Below are 19,638 nucleotides of genomic sequence, written 5' to 3' on the forward strand. Positions count from 1 at the left end.
CAGCGTTGCCCCTCATGGAGTACATATATCCAGGTAAAAAAAGCCTTATGTTCGATTAATGCGCCGCACATGTATCCACCTATCCATTGGTGACCACTTCCCTTGCAGCCAAGGCGACAGTAACCGTGTGGAGAGTGGAATAAACACAAACACCATCACTGGCGTTAATATCAGAGTGCTCACTAACACGCGCGGGATCAGTGCCCAATCGGCCAACATACCGCCAAATACCCACTGAAAGAGTAACGAGATAGGAAAAAAGGCCAACCAAACGGCAACGGCCTGCTTCCAGCGAGGCGGCACACTGCCTGAGCCGGTTTGAAACCAGGCATCCAACCCCGTGGCACGGTGCTCATGAGGCGCATCATAAAGCCCCTTGCCGCGCACAAGCCAGGCATGACGTGAAGCCGAGTGCTCCCATGCATGAAGCGTTTCACTGCTGCTAAAGCGGAAAATAATCTGATATTCATCGTGATGCTCGGGTGGCGCAAGCACTCCTGAGCCCAGATAACCTGGAAAATCAGCCGCTAGCTCGCGACCTTCGTTCAACCACCGATTAAAATCATGGTAACGGCCACTGGCAATGCGCCGAGCTACCATCAATGTGACAGGTGAGGCAGACATGGTATATCTCCTGATATAACCACAACCAATGCTGGGTAAGCAGGTTGTAAACGACCCGGCGGATAAGCCTGATCGCGTTAACGGCATAAGCGAGGGATACCGCTTATGAGATGACGTAATTATATAGACAATAGCAATGCCATGTGGGTTATTTAACAGGTGACGTTAAGCACTCTAAGCGTGCAGCCTATGCATTAACGATAAGAGAGCGGATGGATGCTCATAAAGCGCCCTTGCGCTGAGAACTCCAGCCGGAAAACACCATGAACACCGTTTTTTCCTACCACACGTCGAATAGCGTCGGAGGGAAACACCACCCAACGCCCATCCACGCTGCGGGTACGCACGTTGGCAACGCGCCCTTCATAATGGGCCAAGCATTCATCGGGACTAAGATGGAGAATCACATCAATGGACGGCATAGCGGTATCAGTTAAAAACGGTTATCCAGCAAGTGACATGCCCTTGCACGCTTCTATTGGTTTACGAATGCGCTATAGTAACGCAACCGTACAATAACGTAATGACTCAAACGGCGGTAACTGCTTATGGATGCGACCATCAGTGCTTTTTCCCCGGTTGGGGCAGCATATACCACGGCCTCCCATCGTGGGTCGTCGACTGACGACACCGAGGACACGCTAAAAGCGCCTTCCACCTCCGAAGACGAAACGGCCAAAACAGATAATGAGGTGGCTGCCCCTACGCGCCCCGATGGAACGCCTCTAGCGCCGGAAGAAATCAAGCTGATTGAGCAGTTAAAGCAGACCGACCGGAATGTTCGTCAGCATGAGATGGCTCACCAGATTACTGGCGGGGCCTATACTGGCGGCGCCACTTACGAATATGAAATAGGCCCGGATGGAAAGAAGTACGCCGTTGCGGGTGAAGTGCCTATCGATTACGGCCCTATCCCGGGGGACCCACAGGCCACCATCGAGAAAATGCAGACGGTAATTGCTGCCGCGCTGGCGCCAGCCGACCCGTCGCCAAAAGACGTGCAGGTAGCCGCTCAAGCCCGCCAATACTTGCTGGAAGCCCGCCTTGAGGCTTCCCAGCAAGAGAGCGCCACAAGATCTGCGCAGAGTGAACCTGAGCAGAACGAGCCTGAAGCGGCCGACTCGGGACAAGCCGCTTAACCGCTGCCCCGAAGCCGCAGTGCTTATGGAAGTTGTGTAAGCGACTGCCAATCGGCTCGTAACGGCCATCGCAAAAGCCAAGCATTAGGGCTACTTTTTTCGGCCCGGAGAGAACTCATTAAAAAGCGACCTTACGTCCCATAAGGTGGGATGTAATCGTAAGTAGGTGCGTTAAAGGTGCAGGCCAGGTATCAAGGAGCAAGTGCAGCGGCGCCTAAAAAGCGCTGCTGCCAGTAGTCGACATCCAAGGGAACGCTGACCACGGCGCGACCACTTCCCGGTGCATGGATCATCTGCTGGTTGCCGCGATAGATGCCCACATGCGTGGCCTTGCTACGCTCTCCAAAGAAGAGCAGGTCGCCAGGCTTGGGGGTATTGGCTGAAGGTAGCGCACGGAACTGTGCGTCTGCGGTGCGCGGTACGCGCATACCGGCCGCGCGATACGCCATTTCAACAAGCCCCGAGCAGTCGAGGCCGTCGGGCGTATTGCCGCCAGAGCGGTAAGGCGTGCCAATGGCCTGCTGAGCATGGGCCAGGATCAGCACGCGCTCCATGGAGAGCCCTTCGCGGGATTCGGCGGGCGAGGAAGGGGGTGCGATAGCGACATCACGGCTGGCACAGCCCGAAAGCCACATTAACATCATCAAAGCGAACGTAAACCTTCCCAGCGTGATGGGCATTAGCAGCTCTCCTTGTGGCAATGCCCTTATCATGGCGCAAACGGGAGGGCAGCGCCAAGTTCAACTAACGGCCAATCCACTCAATAAAGCTGGTTTCGCCTAACGCATGGCGTTCGTGGCGTACACGACTCATCGCAGCGTAAGGCAAATCCATCGCCAATACACGCCCTAACGGTTGCCCCAGCACCTGGCGCAGCAGGCCATTGCAAACAAACAGATGCGCCACTACCAATACATGCTTACCAGGCGGGTTTGCCAGCACGTTTTGCCATACTTCAGCAAGCCGTGAATCAAAAACATCCATCGCCTCGCCCTGCGGTGGTGATACAGTCTCAGGGCTGTTCCAGAAAGCGCTCATCGGTGCGGAGCCCTCCTCGCTAAACACCTCAGCGTGGGTTTTGCCCTCCCAACGTCCCAAGTGTAATTCAGCGAGGTCGTCTTCAATCTGTACTGGCAATTCAAACTCTTCACCTAACCACAACGCAAACTCACGACAGCGCATAAGCGGCGAGGTAAGCACCGCATCATAAGGCGGCCTGCCGTCAACGGTATGGCGCATAATGGCATCCGTTACCTGCTGCCAGCCGGTTTCACTCAGCGGGTGGTCAGTAGAACCGCGCAGCATACGCCCGCCAACGGGTTCGCCATGGCGCAGCAAATCAATAGTGGTGACATCAGCATCAGGAAAGCGCATTCAGAACTCCTCGCTTGGCGATTTATCAATCCGTGGGTTAAATAATCGCGTGGCGGACACGGGCGGATATCCATTCCGAGACCAATACCGTGGCGAAGATCATGACAAAAATAACGCTGACCTGATTCCAGGCGAGCATATTGATAGAGGCATTCAACTGAAGCCCGATCCCCCCAGCGCCCACCAGGCCAAGCACGGTGGATTCACGAATATTGATATCCCACCGGTAAACACTGATACCCGCAAACGTTGGCATGACCTGAGGCAGAACGCCGTAGTTCATGACCTGTAAACGGCTAGCACCGGTTGCGCTAATGGCCTCGACAGGCGTCGGGTGAATTTCCTCAATGGCCTCATAAAGAAGCTTGCCCACAAACCCAATAGAGCGCAGCGCAATGGCGATAATGCCCGCCAGGACGCCTGGACCCAAAATCGTTACCAACAGCATGGCCCAAATCAGCGAATTGATAGAGCGTGACGACACGATAACCATCAACGCCAGGCTTCGCACTAGCGGATGCGGCGTGGTGTTACGCGCGGCGAGAAACGCCACAGGAAACGCCATAACAATCCCCAAGGCGGTGCCCAGCGTGGCAATGTTCAGCGTATCCCACATGGGTTTCCACAGCACATTGGCGTATTCCCATTTAGGGGGCATCATCCGGCTTAAAAGATCACTGCCCTGGCGTCCAGCATCCTCAACAAACACCCACATGGTGTTGTCGGAAATCACCTTCCAGCAGAACAAGAACAGGCTAATCCCTACTAGCCACGCACTAAATTGCAGCCACTGGGCACGCGTGGTACGTAGCCGCCATACCGGGACCCCTTGCCGGGAGATTGAAACAGGCATATAGATTCTCCGGAGATTACTGCGTCCAACGGCGGACGTGGCTTGAGCTGTATTCGCACAGCAGCACAATCGCGATGATGATCAACAAAATGGCGGCTGACGTGTCGTACTCATAGCGGCTAAGCGAGGTATTCAGCGTGGCGCCTATTCCGCCTGCACCAACAATGCCGATCACTGACGATTCGCGAAAATTGATATCCAAACGGTACATGGAAAGGCCAATTAAGCGCGGCATGACCTGGGGTTGAATAGCGTGATTCATGGTTTGCCACCAGCTGGCGCCGGTCGCTCTCACCGCTTCTACCTGGCGCCAGTCGAGGTCTTCAACATCTTCGGCCAACAGTTTGGCCATAAAGCCGATAGTCGCAAACGCCAGCGTAATCATCCCCGCCAGCGGGCCAAAGCCAAACATCACCACAAACAGGATCGCAATAATGATCTCTTGAAAGGTACGTGAGACGGCAATGATGCTACGGCACACGAAATAAATCGGCAGCGGCGCAATGTTGCGTGCAGCGCCTAGTCCCACGGGAATCGCGAGCGCTACCCCAATGACCGTGGAGGTAAGCGTCATGGTCAAACTCTCGACCAGCCCATTGATAATATCGTTACCACGGCTGAAAAAATCAGGCTGCGCAAACGCGCTAATGAAACGCAGGCCTCGGCTGGTGCCTTCCGCCACACGTGCCCAATTCACCTCAACAGAGGCCAGCGCCAACACCAGGTAAGCCACCACCCCCAAGACAATGGCCCAACGCAACCACTGGCTATGCACAAGGGGTAACCGACGCCAATGCCCCTGGCGGGCCGCGTGTTGGCGGGCTTCAAAATACGCAGAGCGCTGCTCACTCATGGCGCTACCCCAGCCATCTCAACTGCGACAGAGCGACGCTCACAGGAAACGGCTTCACTGTCAGGCTCATCGGCAGGTTCAGGAGAGGTATCCCAATCCTCTTCGCCATAAATGGTGGTGAGAATCTCGCTGGTTAGCTCGTCAGGGCGGCCATCAAACACGATCTGGCCAGCCCGCAGGCCCACAATACGGTCCGCAAACTGCTGGGCGAGCGCCACGTCATGAATATTGATAATCGTCGCCAACTCGCGCTCAGCACACAGTTCACGAATCAGGCGCATAATCTGGCGTGAGGTTTTGGGGTCCAGGCTGGCGGTTGGCTCATCTACCAGTAACAGCTTGGGGCTTTGTAACAGTGCCCGGGCAATCCCCACTCGCTGGCGTTGGCCACCGGACAACGCATCAGCACGCTTATCAATAGCGTGAGGCAGGCCTACCCGCTCAAGCAGACGAAACGCTTCAGCGACGGCATCCTGCGGGTAGCGACGCAAAAAGCTACGCCAGAAGCCCACGTAGCCAAGCCGTCCGGAAAGCACGTTTTCCATCACTGTCAGGCGGTCAACCAGCGCATACTCCTGAAAAATCATGCCCATTGAGCGGCGTGCCTTACGCAGGCCGCTGCCCGAAAGCCTGGTAAGCTCTGTTCCTTCCAGGCAAATGCTGCCCGCCGTAGGCTCTACCAAGCGATTTACACAGCGAATCAGGGTACTTTTACCCGCACCAGAGGGGCCGATAAGCGCCATCACCTGGCCTTTAGGCAGGGTAAGTTCGATATCGGTAAGCGCACGGTCCCCGGTTGGATAGCGTTTGGTAACGCCGCTGAGTGTCAACATCGCTCTACCTCATCTACATAATGTAACGGCCAGAAGGGATTAACCTTCTGGCCGAGTAACTGCAAAATTAAGGGCTTACTTAGTCACATTCGTACGTCACACCGTTAGCATCGGCGATCGTGCGGATAACGGACCAGTGCTCTTCATAGGTAATCGGCATAAATTGCGCTTCACCTGAGTTGGCAAACTCAGCCTGTAGCGCAGAACCCTCCCAGTCGTAGCTGAAGAACGCGTCTTGGATCTGTTCAGCCAGTTCAGGCTTCAAGTTATGCGCCAAACCGTACGCTGTGGTGGGGAAGGTTTCTGAGGTGTAGATAATGTCGTAGTCACCTTCATTAACCACGCCTCGGGCAATCATGCGCGTGCCGACGGAGTTCGCAATGGCCGCTGCGTCGTAGTCTTGATTCACAACGCCCAGAATGGAGTTATCGTGGGAACCCGAGAACGCTGTCTCGAAGGCTTCCCCTGCTTCCATGCCATATTCAGAGCGCAGCAGCGCAGAAGGTGCCCGGAAGCCTGAGTTAGAGGTCTCAGAGGTAAACGCCAATTGGCGGCCTTCGAGGTCTTCAACCGACTCAATACCGCTACCTGGATAGGTGATGATTTCCATTTCATAGCCATAGCTGCCGTCGTCTGCTGCCATAATGGCAAACGGACGGAAGCCACCGCAGTTTACGGCAACCGGAACACCACCGGTGTTAAAGCCCGCTACATGCAGGCGGCCAGCGCGCAGCGCTTCTTGCTGTGCCGCGTTGGACTGCACTGGGAAGAACTGAACGTCTTTGCCTGTGGCTTCACTCAGATGGTCCAAAAAACCGGCCCAAACATCCGCGTAAACAGCCGGGTCTTCAACCGGTGTATAAGCAAATACCAACGTATCGGGGTCGACCCACTGCGACTCGTCCGTGGGTGCATCCGCTACCATGTCGCCGTCGTTATCAACATAGCGCGCAGAGAGGTCTGCCGATGCATTAACGGCAACCAGAGCAAAGGCACTGACAACAGCAGCGCTGATCAAAGTACGGGGAAGAGTCACAGCATGCATACGTCACCTGGAATGTTGTTCAAAGATAGCGCCATCCTGCCGACGCTAGATGACAACACCGCGACACTTAAGTGACCACTTGATGACGGTTGTAAAACACTTAATGCAGCTCTACCAATTGCCCTGCCTGCATGGCCACATCAAACAAGCGCAGCGGCGATGTTTTAGGCCCACGTATCAGCCCTTCATAGCCGTAAATAGAGTGCTGGCTGGCATCCGCGATGGGTTGAAACAACACGTGCAGATCTTCTGATTCAATAATACGGTTAAGCCATTGAGCTTCCTGGGCGGTCAACGGCTGAATGCCTCTTGTATTAGAGACGGTGTTAGAGACGATGTTAGAGGCAGTTTGCAAAGGCTTTTTACGAGGGCTGTCTAGTTAGTAAGCGTGCGACTTTTTTATGACATTGGCGTGACAGTTAGCGCGCTAAAATAGCTTACGTGTGAAGGGTGGTGGGCGGACAAGCGTCAGGGAATAGCCTCTAAAGGGGACGTGCTTGAGGTCATGGCGCCAAGCGTGAACGCAAGCGTCGATGCTGCAATCAGGCTTGCCGCATGTGCCTCGGAGCGTGCCAACCTTGCATCCAGCAGACCGGACTCCGCCGCAGTAGCCTCAGTGATAGTGCCTACCCCGTTGCGATAAGCATCAAAGGCCGCGTCGTAAGTCACCGCTGCCGCTTCGGTCAACGCATCAGCGGCGTCAAAAGCCGCCAGTGAGGAGCGCAGTGCATCAGCAGCAACCACCATCTCGCGCATCGCCGTGTTGCGAATTTTCTCGAATGCCGCTTCGGCTGAAGCCGTGACAGAGACTGCCTGCTGGCGTTTGGCGGCAAGAAGGCCGCCATCATAGATAGGCATTGTCACCCCCAAGAACACCCCGGTGCCTGTGGTCTGGTTGCCAATACTGGGCAAATGACCAATGCTCAGATTTTGCTTGTTGGTTCCCGTGGCGGCGGCAACAAATACCCGGGGCATGAAGTCGGCACCGGCGGCACGCTCTGTCGCTTTGGCAGCTTGCAGCTCAGCATAGCTGGCCAGCACATCCGGCCGCTTGCTGAGTGCCGCCTCAATCGCAGAATCCACCGATGCCAACTCGTCAATACCCGGTAGCGGGCGATTCGACGCGCCAGCCACCTCGATTTGGGTCGTCGGCGAAGCGCCGAGAGCACTCAGCAACTCCTGATACTGATCGCGCAGCATACTCTGTGCCTGCACCATCCGCAGGTTGGATTGGGCGACAAGCTGACGGGCTTGAGCAACAGCGATACTGGTGCCGGTGCCATTGGCGTAGCGGGACTCAGCCGCATCCTGCAGAAGGCGGTTGTTGACCAGCACCTCCTCAGCAATTGCCAGCCTGTCCTTGGCAGCACCGTACTGGTAATAGCTACGCGTCACGTTGTAGATCACCGCCTGGTGGGCGCCATTGAAGTTGACGTTGGCCGCATAGGCATTGTGTCGGGCGGCATCGCTGAGCGCCTCGCGCCGACCAAAATCAAACACTAGCCACTGCAAAGCAAGGTTCGGTGCCACACCGCTGACGGTGGTATCGACATGGTGAGTGTCACCATCCAGCAATCCGCGATAAGGAATGCTGGTCTGCTGCCTGCCCGCAAACACATTGGCGGTCAGGATCGGCAGAAACGTGGCCTCGACCATTCCAGAGGCCAGCGCCAGCTGGCGCGCCTGTTCCCAGGCAATTCGGGTTGACGGGTTATGGCGTTGCGCAAAGTCTATCAGTTCGGGTAACTGATAAACCTTGTCCGCCTGTAGATCCTGTGACACCGGGTCTGGCAGCAAGCCGATATCAGTTGAACCTGACACGGAAAAATCGCCAGACAGCGCGGACTGACCTTGAGGCACCCAGGGTGTACTGGGGGAGGCGGAAGTATTCTTTAGCGCATCCGTTGCACAGCCCTGCAGGCCCCCTATAGTGCCAAGAACAACGCCCAGAGCAATACAGGTTCTGAGCTTGGCTAATCTGAACACGCTAGCTTTTCTCAACATGCACAATCCGCTCTATCCGAGTGAGTTGCCGTTCTATATCACTATACGCGCCGCCGTCGAGGGGAGAGCCCTCGTAAGTCGAAGACGCCCTGTTACGTCGGTTTTCAAGCTCAGTGACCAGCTGTGACTTGAGTCGCTGCAGGCGCTCTTTGATAGTGCCGTCATCCTGTTCTGCCATGTAAAGCTGGCCGGTGAGGTCATTGAGCTCTTCAACAATTCTCTCCACGCGCTTCAGCTCATCAGTGCTGGCACGCAGACGTGACGGCTCGAAAGGCACCATATCGAGCAGTTCTTCGGCCTGGCCCAGTGCAAAATATGCAGTAGATGCCGCCTGGGTGCGCAACTGTTGATCCTGCCTGGAAAGCGTACTGAGATCGCTCAAGGCATCCAGCACATCGTTGAGCTGCCGTGCCACCTGATTGATGACGCTACGCGGCCAGAACTGGGTAAAAATCACATAGATGACAAAAATACCCAGCAGGATGCCGTAGATACGGTTGCTGGCCTGGGAGATATCAAAGCTGGGGCCAAACCCGTTGAGAGTGGTCAGCAAGAAAGCCAAGGCGATCTGCACGCCGGCATAATAGATCCGCTCAGTACCTGATGACACCCAGGCACCGATCAGCACGCCAAAGAACACCAGCCCCATCAGGCCACCGACGGAGCTCAGGTGCGGCATGATGAAGGCTAACGAAAAGATCCCCATCGCTGCGCCAATCAGACAACCGACGATCCGCAACGTCAGCTTGCGCAGTGTTTCCCCCGTAGTGCCGAGCGCGGCCACATAACAGGTGATCATCGCCGTATGAATGCCATCCCACTGCATGCCGGTGTAAATCAAATAACAGAGCACCGCCGCAGCTGATGTCTTTAGCGCATAGCGCTGATGTATCGGATTGGAAAACGCATCGGCAGCCAGCAAAGGTATTTTTCTCGGACGCGGCGGTTGTGCAGCGCCTCCATCCTGCTGGGACAAACCCTGTAAGGCGACATAAAGCGGCTGTAAGCCGGCTTCTGCCGCCTCCGGCGCCGCCTGTAGCACTGGGCACGTATCATTGGCGATAGCATCCGCCGCTTGGCGTAACTCAACCGCCAAGTCACTCCTTGCTGCACGACTCAGGCTTTCAGGCAGGGCCTCAGCGATAATCAGGATGCGATAACTTGTCTCAGTGGCTCCGCTGAGCCAGCGAGAGCGTGCCGTCGATATCAGGTGCAGTAGCTTGACGAGCTGCATTTGCTGCAACGAGTCATCATTACCTTCGCTCACCAGGGTGTTAAAAGCCGTTGATGCTTGCTGTGTCTCGATGCGGTCTGCCGCACAGCGCAGTCTTTCGACAATCCGGTTACGCACCAGTGTTTGCGAAGGGGTGCCGAACAGCAGGTTAAAAAGGATCATCAAAAACATCGGCATGCAGGCCATTTTCCATGCCATCAGCAAGCCTTTGTCAGCGACCTCTCCAACCGGCACCATGGTCACCAGCGTCATGATAAAGGCGATCACCAAGCCAACAATGGCCGCCTGCTCGCCCAGCGGAGTCGCTGAGCTGAGGAACAGGAAAATATACGAGGCGAAAAACATGACCGCTAGGCGCATGGCAGGGCTGTCGATGCTAACGTTGATGATCGGAATCATCAGCACCACCACGGTAGACGCCATCAAAATGACGCCCAAAGCCATAATGCAGTTCTTGACGGCATCCTGCTTGGACAGAAAAATGATCAGATAGCAGCTAATCGCGGCCTCAGGTATTTTCAGCATCATGGCCGTTGCAGACACCAGAGCACACAGTAGCGCCACGCGCCAAGTCAGGCCCATCCTTCCGGGAAAGGGCTGGATATCCGCCCACGCCTGGCGGGCGATTTTCCCCCACGGAGATTCAGCAGCCATCGTGGTGGTGAACCGTTGCCACCGCCGATGCGCCGACACGCATCAATTCTGCTGGCGGGTCATCCAGCCGAATGCGGACGGGAAAGCGCTGCTGAACTCTCACCCAATCAAGAGATTTCGGCACAATCGGCAGCGATAACGGCAGGTCGATCAGGTCTTTCGAGGCCACGCCCCAGCCTACTCCCACCACCGTGCCTTTAATGGCACGGTCGCGGTTAGCCAGCGCATATACCGTGGCGCAGTCACCGACAGCGATATTACCCAGCATGGTTTCGGTGAAGTTGGCCGAAGCATACCAAGTCTCCGTCTTGACCAGATTGAACTGGGACTGGGCAGGCAGCGCGTAGTCACCCACAGAAACGGTCACTCCGACAACCCGACCGTCGGCAGGCGCATAGACCCGAGTGCCGTCCAGCTCATGCTGGGCAATGTCCTGAGCGGCCCGGCGCGCTTCAATCAACGCCAGGGTTGCTTCATCATTACCCACCAGCGCCTCAGCGGCTTGACGCTGCTGAATCGCTTCCTGCAAGCTGATTTCGGCATTGCGTTTAACAGTGCGCGCGTCGTGGATCTGCTGCTGAGAAACATACCCCTTGGACTCCATCGGCAGCAGGCGGTCAAGGGTCTGGTTCGCCAGCGTCAGGTTTGCCGTGGCTCGATTGATTTGGGCCTCGGCAATTTCTGCATTGGCCTGCTCCACGCGGATAGTGCGAGACTGATCACCACTGGCCGCCGTTGCCATGGCCAGGTCGGCCTGTGTCTGTTTCAGGGCCAGCCGATAGGCAGTGTCATCAATTTCCAGCAACAGATCGCCCTTGCGGACAAAGTCATTTTCCTCAACATGCAAGGCCACGATGCGGCCCGCGACCGATGGAGCAATGTGGACAATATCGGCCCTCAGAGTGGCATCATCTGACAGCGGATTGGCGCGCGCATTCTCGTAGCTGTGGTAGGCCAGAACAGCAGAGCCCGCAATGATGGCAATGGCGATCACGGCTCCGACAATGGATGCTACCCGCTTGGAAGCATGACCTTTCATGATTCAGCGTCCAAAAAAAAGATGAGAAGATAACAGCGTCATGGCCAGCGTCAGCGACAGATATACCAGGACACGCCACGGAATGATGTCATCAAGCTTCGTCACCACGAAAATGACACGGATAAAAATCGTTGCCACCACACCGATAAACAGCGAGATTAGCCAGTAAGGAAAGAAGCTACCAAACATGCCGACAGCCGGAGCGGCTGACAAGGCCGGAGTGGCTGCCATCAACAAAAGGATCGCCAGAAAGGTTCTTTTCAGCAGCCGTTCTTTCCTGGCGGCGCCTGCTCTCAGCACCAGAGCCTCCTATTCATTGCAGTCTGCCCCTATCAAATCTGCCCCTATCAAAATAGTGCCCAACAGGGCCTTTTACTTTTGTTCGATCTTGATGAGGCGATGCACCTGGTGCATGCCGTCCCCTAAGCATGCTTACTATGGCATGCGTGGTTCGCGGCTGTCTATGCCGCCGCCCGCGCTACACGCTATTCCAGCGAACAGCCCTGTTGTTTGCCATGCACTGACGTCAGATACATGTCATCAGATAAAGGGAAGGTCAGCGGGCGGGGGAAAGACAACGTCATTGCCGTTGGCGTCCAACTGGCGAATATCCACCGGGCGGCCCTCGATATCCAGCGTTACAAGGCCAATACCGCTGGCGTTCCAAAGCCGCTCGCCCGCGCTTGCCCCGCTGGGGTCACGCGGGTGGATACTCAGCTTGCGACGTTTGGTAAACCAGTTAAGCGGCGACCAGGGCGCGTAGAGCCACCGATTAAGCCGGTCAAAGGTATTTAGCAACTGCACGGGGAAAGTGTTCTTGATGCCGCTGGAGGTCACCTGCCATAAATGTGGCGCACGCTTTTGGCGACGCACAATAATGTCGTAAGCAAACGAGTAGTGCACATCGCCAGAGAGAATCACGTAATTGCCCGGCGTTTTGGAATGACGCCAGATTTGCAGCAATGTATTGGCGGCGCCACGGTGGGCCATCCAGTTCTCGGCATCCACCACCAGCGGCTTGCCCGCCCAAGTGAACATCTTCTGAACGCCTTCAATCAGCTTTACCCCAAACATGGGGGCTGGCGAGACGATGACAGCGCTTTTGCAACCCAATAGCGCCTGCTGCATTTCCATCAGCGCTTCCCAATCCATTAATCCGGATGGCTGTTGGGGGCTACGCTCGCTACGCCAGCGGCGGGTGCGGGTATCCAAAACAATCAGCGCAGGCGTACCGGGCACCTGAAACTCCCACCCTTGAAAACGCAGTAGCCGTTCGATCAATGCATCCTGCCTGGCGCACACAAGCGGCCCTGGCTCACGGAACAATTCGGCCGCCTGTTCGACCAGCGGGTTAAGCTTATCCGGTGCATTGCCCCACCCCTGGCAGAGCAAATAGGCCACCAGCGCATTGCCAATAATGCGCTTTGAGAACGGGTGGCCATACGCACAGCGCTCCCAATCGGCGGTCAGGTTCCAGTCGTCGGTAACATCGTGGTCGTCAAAGATCATCAAGCTGGGCAAATGCGCCATTAACCGAGCGCACTGCGGTAACCCGGCCACAAAATCATCTAAAGCCGCCTGCTCCTCGCGATAACGCTGGGCTGCTTTATCGTTAAGGGCAGGCATCTCTGGGGAAATCATTTGCCAAGCAACCGGCGACCACACTAAACAATACATGGCGAGCATTTCCGCCAGTGTCATTAGATGATTGGAGGCGTTCGCCGAGGTAAACACCGGCTTTTTAACGCCGCCGAAAAATCGCTCGCGCAGCGCCACGTTGCTGGTGACATCAGGCAGCAGCGACTCACGCTGGTAATAGCTCTCAGGCGAGGCATAAAGCGCTTGGCTATCCTCCACCGTGGCGCCCTCCAGCCGCTCATCGACTAGCCCCAGGCGTTCAATAAGTGCATGCACCGCACGCAGCATGGGGCCTGCGACATCATCCACATACACCTGGTCGCCGGTCATTAACAACCATGCTGGCCACTCTTTCGGCGCTTGCTGCTTGTCCGCCAGCCAGCTGTCGGCGCGCACTAACCCATCGGCACTCGCATGGTGAGGTTTACGGCACGAACCGTGCATCAACCGGTGATGGCGTGAGGCAATGACAAAGGCAGGATAAGCAGCGCCTTCATGGCACAGCCAGGGCGCCCACTCGGGCAGCGCCTGCCACTCCCCCGTCGCCGCTTGAAGTCGCAGGTCGTATTCGATGCGTTCATCAGTGGGTAGCGCGTGCGGCAAGCGCAGGTCAATCAAGTGAATAAACGCGTGCCGACCGATAGGCAGGCACTGGTGATGATCATTTAAGTGGAAGCGCTGCTCATTGCTGCCGCCCGGGAAAAGCACCAGCGACATATCAAGCGGGCACGTTGCCACTAACCACAACACCAAGCGTGTGGGGCTAATGCGGCGCAGTAGCGGGCCGACCAATACATCCGGCAACGCATCATCCATTGTCATTGCATTTGTTCTCCCTTAGCCATGCGCCACCACCGGCAGTTCAACAGTGACCTCAAGCCCCCCAGCCTCTGCGCGCTGAAGGCGCATTTGGCCATGATAGAGCGTGACCAGGTCCGCTACGATGGCAAGACCCAAGCCACTTTGGGAGCGCTGTTCATCTAAGCGCTTGCCGCGCTCAAGTGCCTCCTGGCTCTCTTGCTGCGTCATTCCAGGGCCATCATCACCGACGCTCAACCAAAGTGTCTGGTCGACGACCCACACCCTGAATGTCACCTCGTGGTTTGCCCAGCGCAGCGCATTATCCAGCACGTTGCCGATAAGCTCCTGAATATCCTGGGCATCCAAGTGCACACGCGGGTGATTTTCCCACATTTGATGCAGGGTAAGCGTGCGACGTTGAGCCAGCCGACCCAGCCCGCTTAGCAGCGGCGATAGCGTATCGTGCAGCGAAATCGGTGCAAAGCGGCCACCGTCACCTGCGGCAGATGCCCGTGCCAAGTGATGGCGAACGGCACTGTCCATTCGGGTTAACTCGGCTTCCCAGGCGGCGCGGTGCGCGTCAGGCAGTTGGTGGACCAGCAAGCGCATAACGCTTAAGGGGGTTTTCAGGGCATGGGCCAAATTACCTGCCGTGTGACGGCCACGCTCAATCAGGCGCTGGTCGCGGGCCAGTACGGCATTCATGGAAGCCGCAAGCGTAGCAAGCTCATTAGGCAGGTCTGTTGTCATCGCTGCTGCGCGCCCCTGCTCAACGTCTTTTAAGTTGGCCTGCATACGTCGCAGCGGCGCAAGCCCCCAGCGCACCTGTAGGCCCAGCACGCCTAACAGCAATACTCCAAGACTGATCAGGCCCAGCCAGAGCAAGCGCTGGAACTCGCGTATATCGGCCTTCAGCTCATCATCGCGGGCCGCTACGCTAATATGCAAAGGGGCTTCTAAAGGGGCCAGGTAAATATCTCGCTCGACGGTACGCAGTGATTGCCCACGTGGGCCGGGCAACGAGCGCGCGCTCACCTCTTCATTATTGGTGACCGGCAGGCGTTGATCCCACAGCGAGCGCGAGGTGATCGTGTGCGTTTGTTGATCGGTAATTTGCCAGTACCAGCCCGAGAAGACCTGGTCAAAAAGTGGGTCCCCAAGAGCGCGGTCATAGCGCAACTGCTCACTTAGCGGGTCAACGGAAACGCCCGCAATAATCACGTTCAGCGTTGCTTCAAGGCGTTCATCAAACGACTCGGTCGCCGCGTTTCGGTAATGATGCGAGAGCAGCATTCCAGCGAGCGGCAAGGCCACCCCGATCATGACTAAAACGGCCAGCAGCAAGCGAAGGCTAATCGAGCGGCCTGCCCAGCGCGTTCGCCAAGTGGGCGTTACCTTGCTCATTCGCCGCCGGGCACTTCTGCCAAGAGCCGGTAACCCTGCCCACGCAGGGTGGCAAACCGCCAGGCCCCCAGCTTGCGACGTAGTCGGCTGATTTGCACATCAATCACGTTTGAGTCGGGCTCATGGTCGCGGTCGTAAACGTGTTCAGAAAGCTCGCTTCGGCTGACGACCCGGGGAGCGGCATGCATTAGGTAGCTAAGCAAGCGTGTCTCCTGGGCAGTCAAGCTTACCGGGCGGCCCGCCAGGCTAACGTGCTGCGTATGAGTATCCAGGCTGAGTTCACCTACTTTGAGTACCGGATGAGCATGGCCGTGGGTACGCCGCACCAGTGCCCGCAGTCGAAACAACACCTCACCCGGCTCGAAAGGCTTGGTAACGTAGTCATCAGCACCTGCGGTAAAGCCCGCCGCTTTATCCGCCCAACGCTCTCGAGCGGTCAGAATCAGCACAGGCAGATCAATGCCGTCTTCACGCCAGGCAGCCAGCCAACGCGTGCCGTCACCGTCGGGCAAACCTACATCAAGTATTACCGTATCGTAGGTTTCGGTACGTACCAGAAAGTCGGCCTCCTGGCCATTTTCGGCATGCTCAACGACCCAGTCACCGTCACGCAGCGCTTGGCTCAGCTCGCGGGCAATCGCCTGATCATCCTCTACCAGCAAACACTTCATGGCGTCATACCTTGTGGGCGGCGCATCTCATTGATACGCACACCCTCTATTTTCATTAACTGACCATTGTGACCATCAAATTCAAACTCAACCACTTGACCTTGTGGGCCCAGCAGCTTGATTTCATACTCTACCAGACCCTGCTCGCGCTCTACCTCCACTTCCAGCACATCTCCCAGATAGTTCGCTTCCAGCCAGTCTAAAATGGTTTCCAAGGACACCACCTCCCCACGGCGCACTTCACTGTGCAGTGTTTCCCAGTGCTGGTCACCTACAGCGCTGCCTATCAATATGGCAGCCAGCAGCGCCCCGCCCATCCACTTGGCAGAGGAGAGGAAGCAGTAAAAGAGTCGGTGCTTGAATCGATGGCGGAGTGACTTCATTGAACTAGAATGCCAGAAGCAACATGAACGCTAGATGAATGGATTGTTCAGCTTGGGGAAATAAGCGAAGTGCTATAAATCCTCTGTCGCATTCGCTGAGTGATCTGTATCAGACCACATTCATCAGGCAATGCCATTCATTAAGCAAAGAAGGAATTTGATATGAACGTCATGCAAAAAATGCTGTTGATCCCCGCCTCTGCTCTGCTACTTACCGCCGCCGCAAGCAGCGCTCAAGCAGACGCGCTGTCCATGGACCGGGTTGACGAGGTGCTGGTACCTGCCGTCGACTATGGATTCACCCATTATGAAGAGATCAGCATTAAAAGCCGTGGACGCGCCGAGGTAGAAGGCTGGCTGGATGATGAGTGGTACGCCGACGTTGAATTTTCTCTGGATAACGGCGAAACCCTGAAAGAAGAGCGTAAACGCTTAATTACCGGTGCGTGGGGAATGAGCGAAGAGGACGTACGCCAGGCGCTGGAAGCGGCACGAAAAGAGGGCATGAGCGAGTTTGAGGATATCGACATTGATAAGGGCGGCATTATTGATATCGAAGGCCGGGATGAGAATGGCCGCGAGCTGGAAATAAGCCTGCGTCAAGGCTCTTACGAGATTACTGAAATTGACCGTGATTAATGGCTGCTAGCGGTAGCACCCTATCGCTGGCTAAGTGTTACCACACGGTGCGGGCCCTACGGGGCCCGCTTGTGTTTTTACCACTACCTAGCGACAGTTTTGTCAAGGGGAGAACATCGTGGAACTGATAACGTGGAAGTAAGAAGGCATCGTGCTGAGAAAAGCGAAGAGATGATAGCGCCGGGGGTGTCTCAAATAGCGCATGATTTGGCGTGGTTGATAACAGCGCCCGACCTGGTCACGCTCCCGCCGCCCATGCCAAACGGTGGCCGCCCGACGTGTCAGGAGTTGGGCCTGGCCGCAGGCACTGCTGACTGGCTACAGCAAATAACGCCGCTACTCGCAGGTGTTAACCGCCAACAGACAGGCCGCATGGGGCACTACCACGAGCGGCTGTGGCATCTCCTGCTGGATAACGCGCCTAACACGCGGCTACTCGCCAAAAATGTGCGCATCTTTAAAAAGCGTACAACGCTTGGCGAGCTGGATATGCTTTACCGCACCCGCGATAACCCGGCGCCCGTGCATCTGGAAGTGGCGATCAAGTTTTATTTGGGCCTGCCTGAAGGCCCCGGCCCGGCCGACAGCCCAAGCCGCTGGATCGGTCCTGGTGGGCTGGATAGCCTGGCGCTAAAATGCGCTCATTTATGCCAGCACCAGTTGCCGCGCTCCATAACGCCCGGGGCACTGGCCACGCTTGCTCACTGGCTAACCCCCCGCGACATCGCCACCTGCTCGTCCACGGTAGGAGAGCTTCTTACTCATCGCCTCGCCATGCCGGGCGTCTTGTTTTACCCGTGGCATACGGCGCTGCCTTCCCCCCAACATGCTACGCCGGACCATCACCGCGGCAGGTGGTGTTTTTTGCGTGACTGGCCTGCGCTGCGCGATAGCCTGGGTGCGTCGTTACGCATAGTCTGGTTACGAAAACCGCACTGGCTAGCGCCGCCCAGAGCGGAAGATTTTCAACCAGTGGCCGCCGTGATACCTGGCATTGAGCGACTCATCGAACAGTACGGGCCCCAGCAAATAATGCTCTACCTGCCCCACCAGCAGCGCATTGAGCGGGTATTTATTGTGCCCAACGACTGGCCCCGCCAAGTGCCCATCGCCCCCAAGGCAAAGTAGCGCACACATAAAAAAGCCGCTTACTGATCACAGCAAACGGCGTTTTGATGATGTTCTATTTCAACCAATACCCGGGCAAAAACCAAGCGCTAGATCACGACCAGGTTATCGCGGTGAATCAGTTCATGGGCTTCTACGTAGCCCAAAATAGCCTCAATTTGGTGACTCGGCTGCCCCGCCAACTGACGCGCTTCATCCACGCCGTAATTGACCAGCCCTTTGGCAACCGGCATGCCCTGCTCATCGACACACACCACCATATCGCCCCGCTTGAACGTGCCTTTTACACCCCGCACCCCTACCGGCAACAGGCTGGAGCCTTTTTCGCGCAGGACTTTTACCGCCCCGGCATCCAGCGTCAGCGTGCCACGCACTTGAAGTTGCCCCGCCAGCCAGCGCTTACGCGCCGCCATCGGTGCCTGCTCCGGATGCAGTAGCGTTCCCAACGCCTCACCACTCATAAGCCGGGTAATGACATCTGGCTGGCGACCACTGGCAATCACTGTAACGGCGCCTGAACGCGCGGCAAGCTTGGCAGCACGTACCTTGGTGCTCATGCCACCCCGCCCCAGCGCCCCGCCGCTGCCCGCCACCGCTGCCAAGCGCGGGTCATCTGCGCGCCCTTCGGCGATCATCTGGGCATTGGGGTTATGGCGTGGGTCGGCATCGAACAGGCCTTCCTGGTCGGTCAGCAGCAGTAACGCGTCCGCTTCCAGCAGGTTGGCTACCAACGCACCCAGCGTATCGTTATCGCCAAAGCGTATTTCGTCGGTCACCACCGTATCGTTTTCGTTGATGACCGGCACCACGCGCATCTCCACCAGCGTGCGCAGGGCCGATAACGCATTGAGGTAGCGTTTGCGGTTGGAAAGGTCGTCATGAGTAAGCAGAATCTGCGCAGTGAGCATTTCGTGGCGAGCAAAATGTTGCTCATAGCACTGGGTAAGGCCGTTCTGGCCCACGGCGGCGGCGGCCTGCAGCTCATGCACCGCACTCGGGCGTGCTTGCCAGCCTAACCGCACCATGCCTGCTGCCACGGCGCCGGAGGAGACCAGCACCACTTCAACACCCTGTTGATGAAGCTCGGCAATCTGGTCAACCCAGCCGCCAATAGCGGCTTCATCCAGGCCACGGCCGTCGTTGGTCAGCAGTGCGCTGCCGATTTTCACTACCACGCGGCGCGCACAGCTTAGCGCTTCGCGGCCCATCCCCTGCTCATGACTCTCCATCCGTCTCTACCTTATCAGGCACATTGTTAACGCTATTCAGCAACGATATTCAGCGATGGTATTCGACAACAATATTCAACGTCGGCCATTACT

The 19,638-nt window shown here is 56.7% G+C and carries 21 protein-coding genes; 3 read left to right on the forward strand and 18 right to left on the reverse strand.

Translation table 11 applies throughout. The features are described from left to right. Positions 1–45: 45 nt before the first annotated feature. Entirely contained in the window at positions 46–624 is a 579-nt protein-coding gene (locus INT20_RS05260; RefSeq protein WP_172117621.1) for an antibiotic biosynthesis monooxygenase, read from the reverse strand. A 194-nt stretch (positions 625–818) separates the two neighbouring features. Next, a complete protein-coding gene (locus tag INT20_RS05265) occupies positions 819–1,046 on the reverse strand; it encodes a DUF2835 family protein (protein ID WP_193053209.1) in 228 nt (75 codons plus the stop codon). Positions 1,047–1,172: 126 nt separating this feature from the next. Here INT20_RS05265 and INT20_RS05270 point away from each other — a divergent pair, with 126 nt between their 5' ends. After that, positions 1,173–1,763, forward strand: coding sequence for a putative metalloprotease CJM1_0395 family protein (locus tag INT20_RS05270; protein ID WP_193053208.1), 591 nt, complete (start codon positions 1,173–1,175; stop codon positions 1,761–1,763). 191 nt (positions 1,764–1,954) lie between these two features. Here the strand turns inward: INT20_RS05270 and INT20_RS05275 are convergent, their stop codons facing one another. From INT20_RS05275 to INT20_RS05345, 15 genes are all read right to left on the reverse strand, one after another. Beyond that, positions 1,955–2,443, reverse strand: a complete 489-nt coding sequence (locus INT20_RS05275) for a C40 family peptidase (protein ID WP_193056527.1) — start codon at positions 2,441–2,443, stop codon at positions 1,955–1,957. Positions 2,444–2,507: 64 nt separating this feature from the next. Continuing rightward, positions 2,508–3,137, reverse strand: coding sequence for a histidine phosphatase family protein (locus tag INT20_RS05280; RefSeq protein ID WP_193056528.1), 630 nt, complete (start codon positions 3,135–3,137; stop codon positions 2,508–2,510). A gap of 37 nt (positions 3,138–3,174) precedes the next feature. After that, positions 3,175–3,990, reverse strand: a complete 816-nt coding sequence (gene phnE / locus INT20_RS05285; protein WP_193056529.1) for a phosphonate ABC transporter, permease protein PhnE — start codon at positions 3,988–3,990, stop codon at positions 3,175–3,177. A gap of 16 nt (positions 3,991–4,006) precedes the next feature. Continuing rightward, positions 4,007–4,843, reverse strand: a complete 837-nt coding sequence (phnE, locus tag INT20_RS05290) for a phosphonate ABC transporter, permease protein PhnE (protein ID WP_193056530.1) — start codon at positions 4,841–4,843, stop codon at positions 4,007–4,009. Further along, positions 4,840–5,676, reverse strand: coding sequence for a phosphonate ABC transporter ATP-binding protein (gene phnC / locus INT20_RS05295; RefSeq protein WP_193056531.1), 837 nt, complete (start codon positions 5,674–5,676; stop codon positions 4,840–4,842). Before phnC ends, phnE (INT20_RS05290) begins: the two co-directional genes overlap by 4 nt. A gap of 79 nt (positions 5,677–5,755) precedes the next feature. Next, entirely contained in the window at positions 5,756–6,721 is a 966-nt protein-coding gene (gene phnD, locus INT20_RS05300; protein WP_172117627.1) for a phosphate/phosphite/phosphonate ABC transporter substrate-binding protein, read from the reverse strand. A 100-nt stretch (positions 6,722–6,821) separates the two neighbouring features. Then, positions 6,822–7,076 (reverse strand): hypothetical protein, encoded by a 255-nt coding sequence (locus INT20_RS05305; RefSeq protein ID WP_226912057.1) that lies wholly within the window; start codon positions 7,074–7,076, stop codon positions 6,822–6,824. 113 nt (positions 7,077–7,189) lie between these two features. After that, on the reverse strand, positions 7,190–8,725 hold the full coding sequence (locus tag INT20_RS05310) for a TolC family protein (RefSeq protein WP_193056532.1): 1,536 nt from the start codon (positions 8,723–8,725) through the stop codon (positions 7,190–7,192). Then, on the reverse strand, positions 8,709–10,613 hold the full coding sequence (locus INT20_RS05315; RefSeq protein WP_193056533.1) for an FUSC family protein: 1,905 nt from the start codon (positions 10,611–10,613) through the stop codon (positions 8,709–8,711). Before INT20_RS05315 ends, INT20_RS05310 begins: the two co-directional genes overlap by 17 nt. Then, positions 10,603–11,652 carry a multidrug transporter subunit MdtN gene (gene mdtN, locus INT20_RS05320; RefSeq protein WP_193056534.1) on the reverse strand — a complete coding sequence of 350 codons (1,050 nt, stop codon included), beginning with the start codon at positions 11,650–11,652 and terminating at the stop codon, positions 10,603–10,605. Before mdtN ends, INT20_RS05315 begins: the two co-directional genes overlap by 11 nt. A gap of 3 nt (positions 11,653–11,655) precedes the next feature. After that, positions 11,656–11,952 (reverse strand): YtcA family lipoprotein, encoded by a 297-nt coding sequence (locus tag INT20_RS18040; protein ID WP_319643844.1) that lies wholly within the window; start codon positions 11,950–11,952, stop codon positions 11,656–11,658. Positions 11,953–12,192: 240 nt separating this feature from the next. Further along, the gene (locus tag INT20_RS05330; RefSeq protein ID WP_193056535.1) at positions 12,193–14,112 is read right to left on the reverse strand and encodes an alkaline phosphatase D family protein; all 1,920 of its coding nucleotides are present in this window, start codon (positions 14,110–14,112) and stop codon (positions 12,193–12,195) included. Between the two features lie 15 nt (positions 14,113–14,127). Continuing rightward, a complete protein-coding gene (locus INT20_RS05335; RefSeq protein ID WP_193056536.1) occupies positions 14,128–15,495 on the reverse strand; it encodes a sensor histidine kinase in 1,368 nt (455 codons plus the stop codon). Continuing rightward, positions 15,492–16,166: a response regulator transcription factor gene (locus tag INT20_RS05340; protein WP_193056537.1), complete on the reverse strand. Its 675-nt coding sequence runs from the start codon at positions 16,164–16,166 to the stop codon at positions 15,492–15,494. The genes INT20_RS05335 and INT20_RS05340 overlap by 4 nt, the downstream gene beginning before the upstream one ends. Beyond that, positions 16,163–16,483, reverse strand: a complete 321-nt coding sequence (locus INT20_RS05345; protein WP_407647885.1) for a PepSY domain-containing protein — start codon at positions 16,481–16,483, stop codon at positions 16,163–16,165. The genes INT20_RS05340 and INT20_RS05345 overlap by 4 nt, the downstream gene beginning before the upstream one ends. A gap of 228 nt (positions 16,484–16,711) precedes the next feature. Between INT20_RS05345 and INT20_RS05350 the strand changes: the two genes are divergently transcribed. Together INT20_RS05350 and INT20_RS05355 are read left to right on the forward strand one after the other, a co-directional pair. Further along, a complete protein-coding gene (locus INT20_RS05350; protein WP_193056539.1) occupies positions 16,712–17,188 on the forward strand; it encodes a PepSY domain-containing protein in 477 nt (158 codons plus the stop codon). Between the two features lie 171 nt (positions 17,189–17,359). Continuing rightward, positions 17,360–18,316 carry a DUF1853 family protein gene (locus INT20_RS05355; RefSeq protein ID WP_172117796.1) on the forward strand — a complete coding sequence of 319 codons (957 nt, stop codon included), beginning with the start codon at positions 17,360–17,362 and terminating at the stop codon, positions 18,314–18,316. Between the two features lie 89 nt (positions 18,317–18,405). On the opposite strand, the gene proB is transcribed toward INT20_RS05355, so the two are convergent. Beyond that, positions 18,406–19,545, reverse strand: a complete 1,140-nt coding sequence (gene proB, locus INT20_RS05360; RefSeq protein ID WP_193056540.1) for a glutamate 5-kinase — start codon at positions 19,543–19,545, stop codon at positions 18,406–18,408. Between the last annotated feature and the right edge of the window lie 93 nt (positions 19,546–19,638).

Source organism: Halomonas citrativorans (assembly GCF_014898005.1).
Classification (GTDB): domain Bacteria; phylum Pseudomonadota; class Gammaproteobacteria; order Pseudomonadales; family Halomonadaceae; genus Vreelandella; species Vreelandella citrativorans.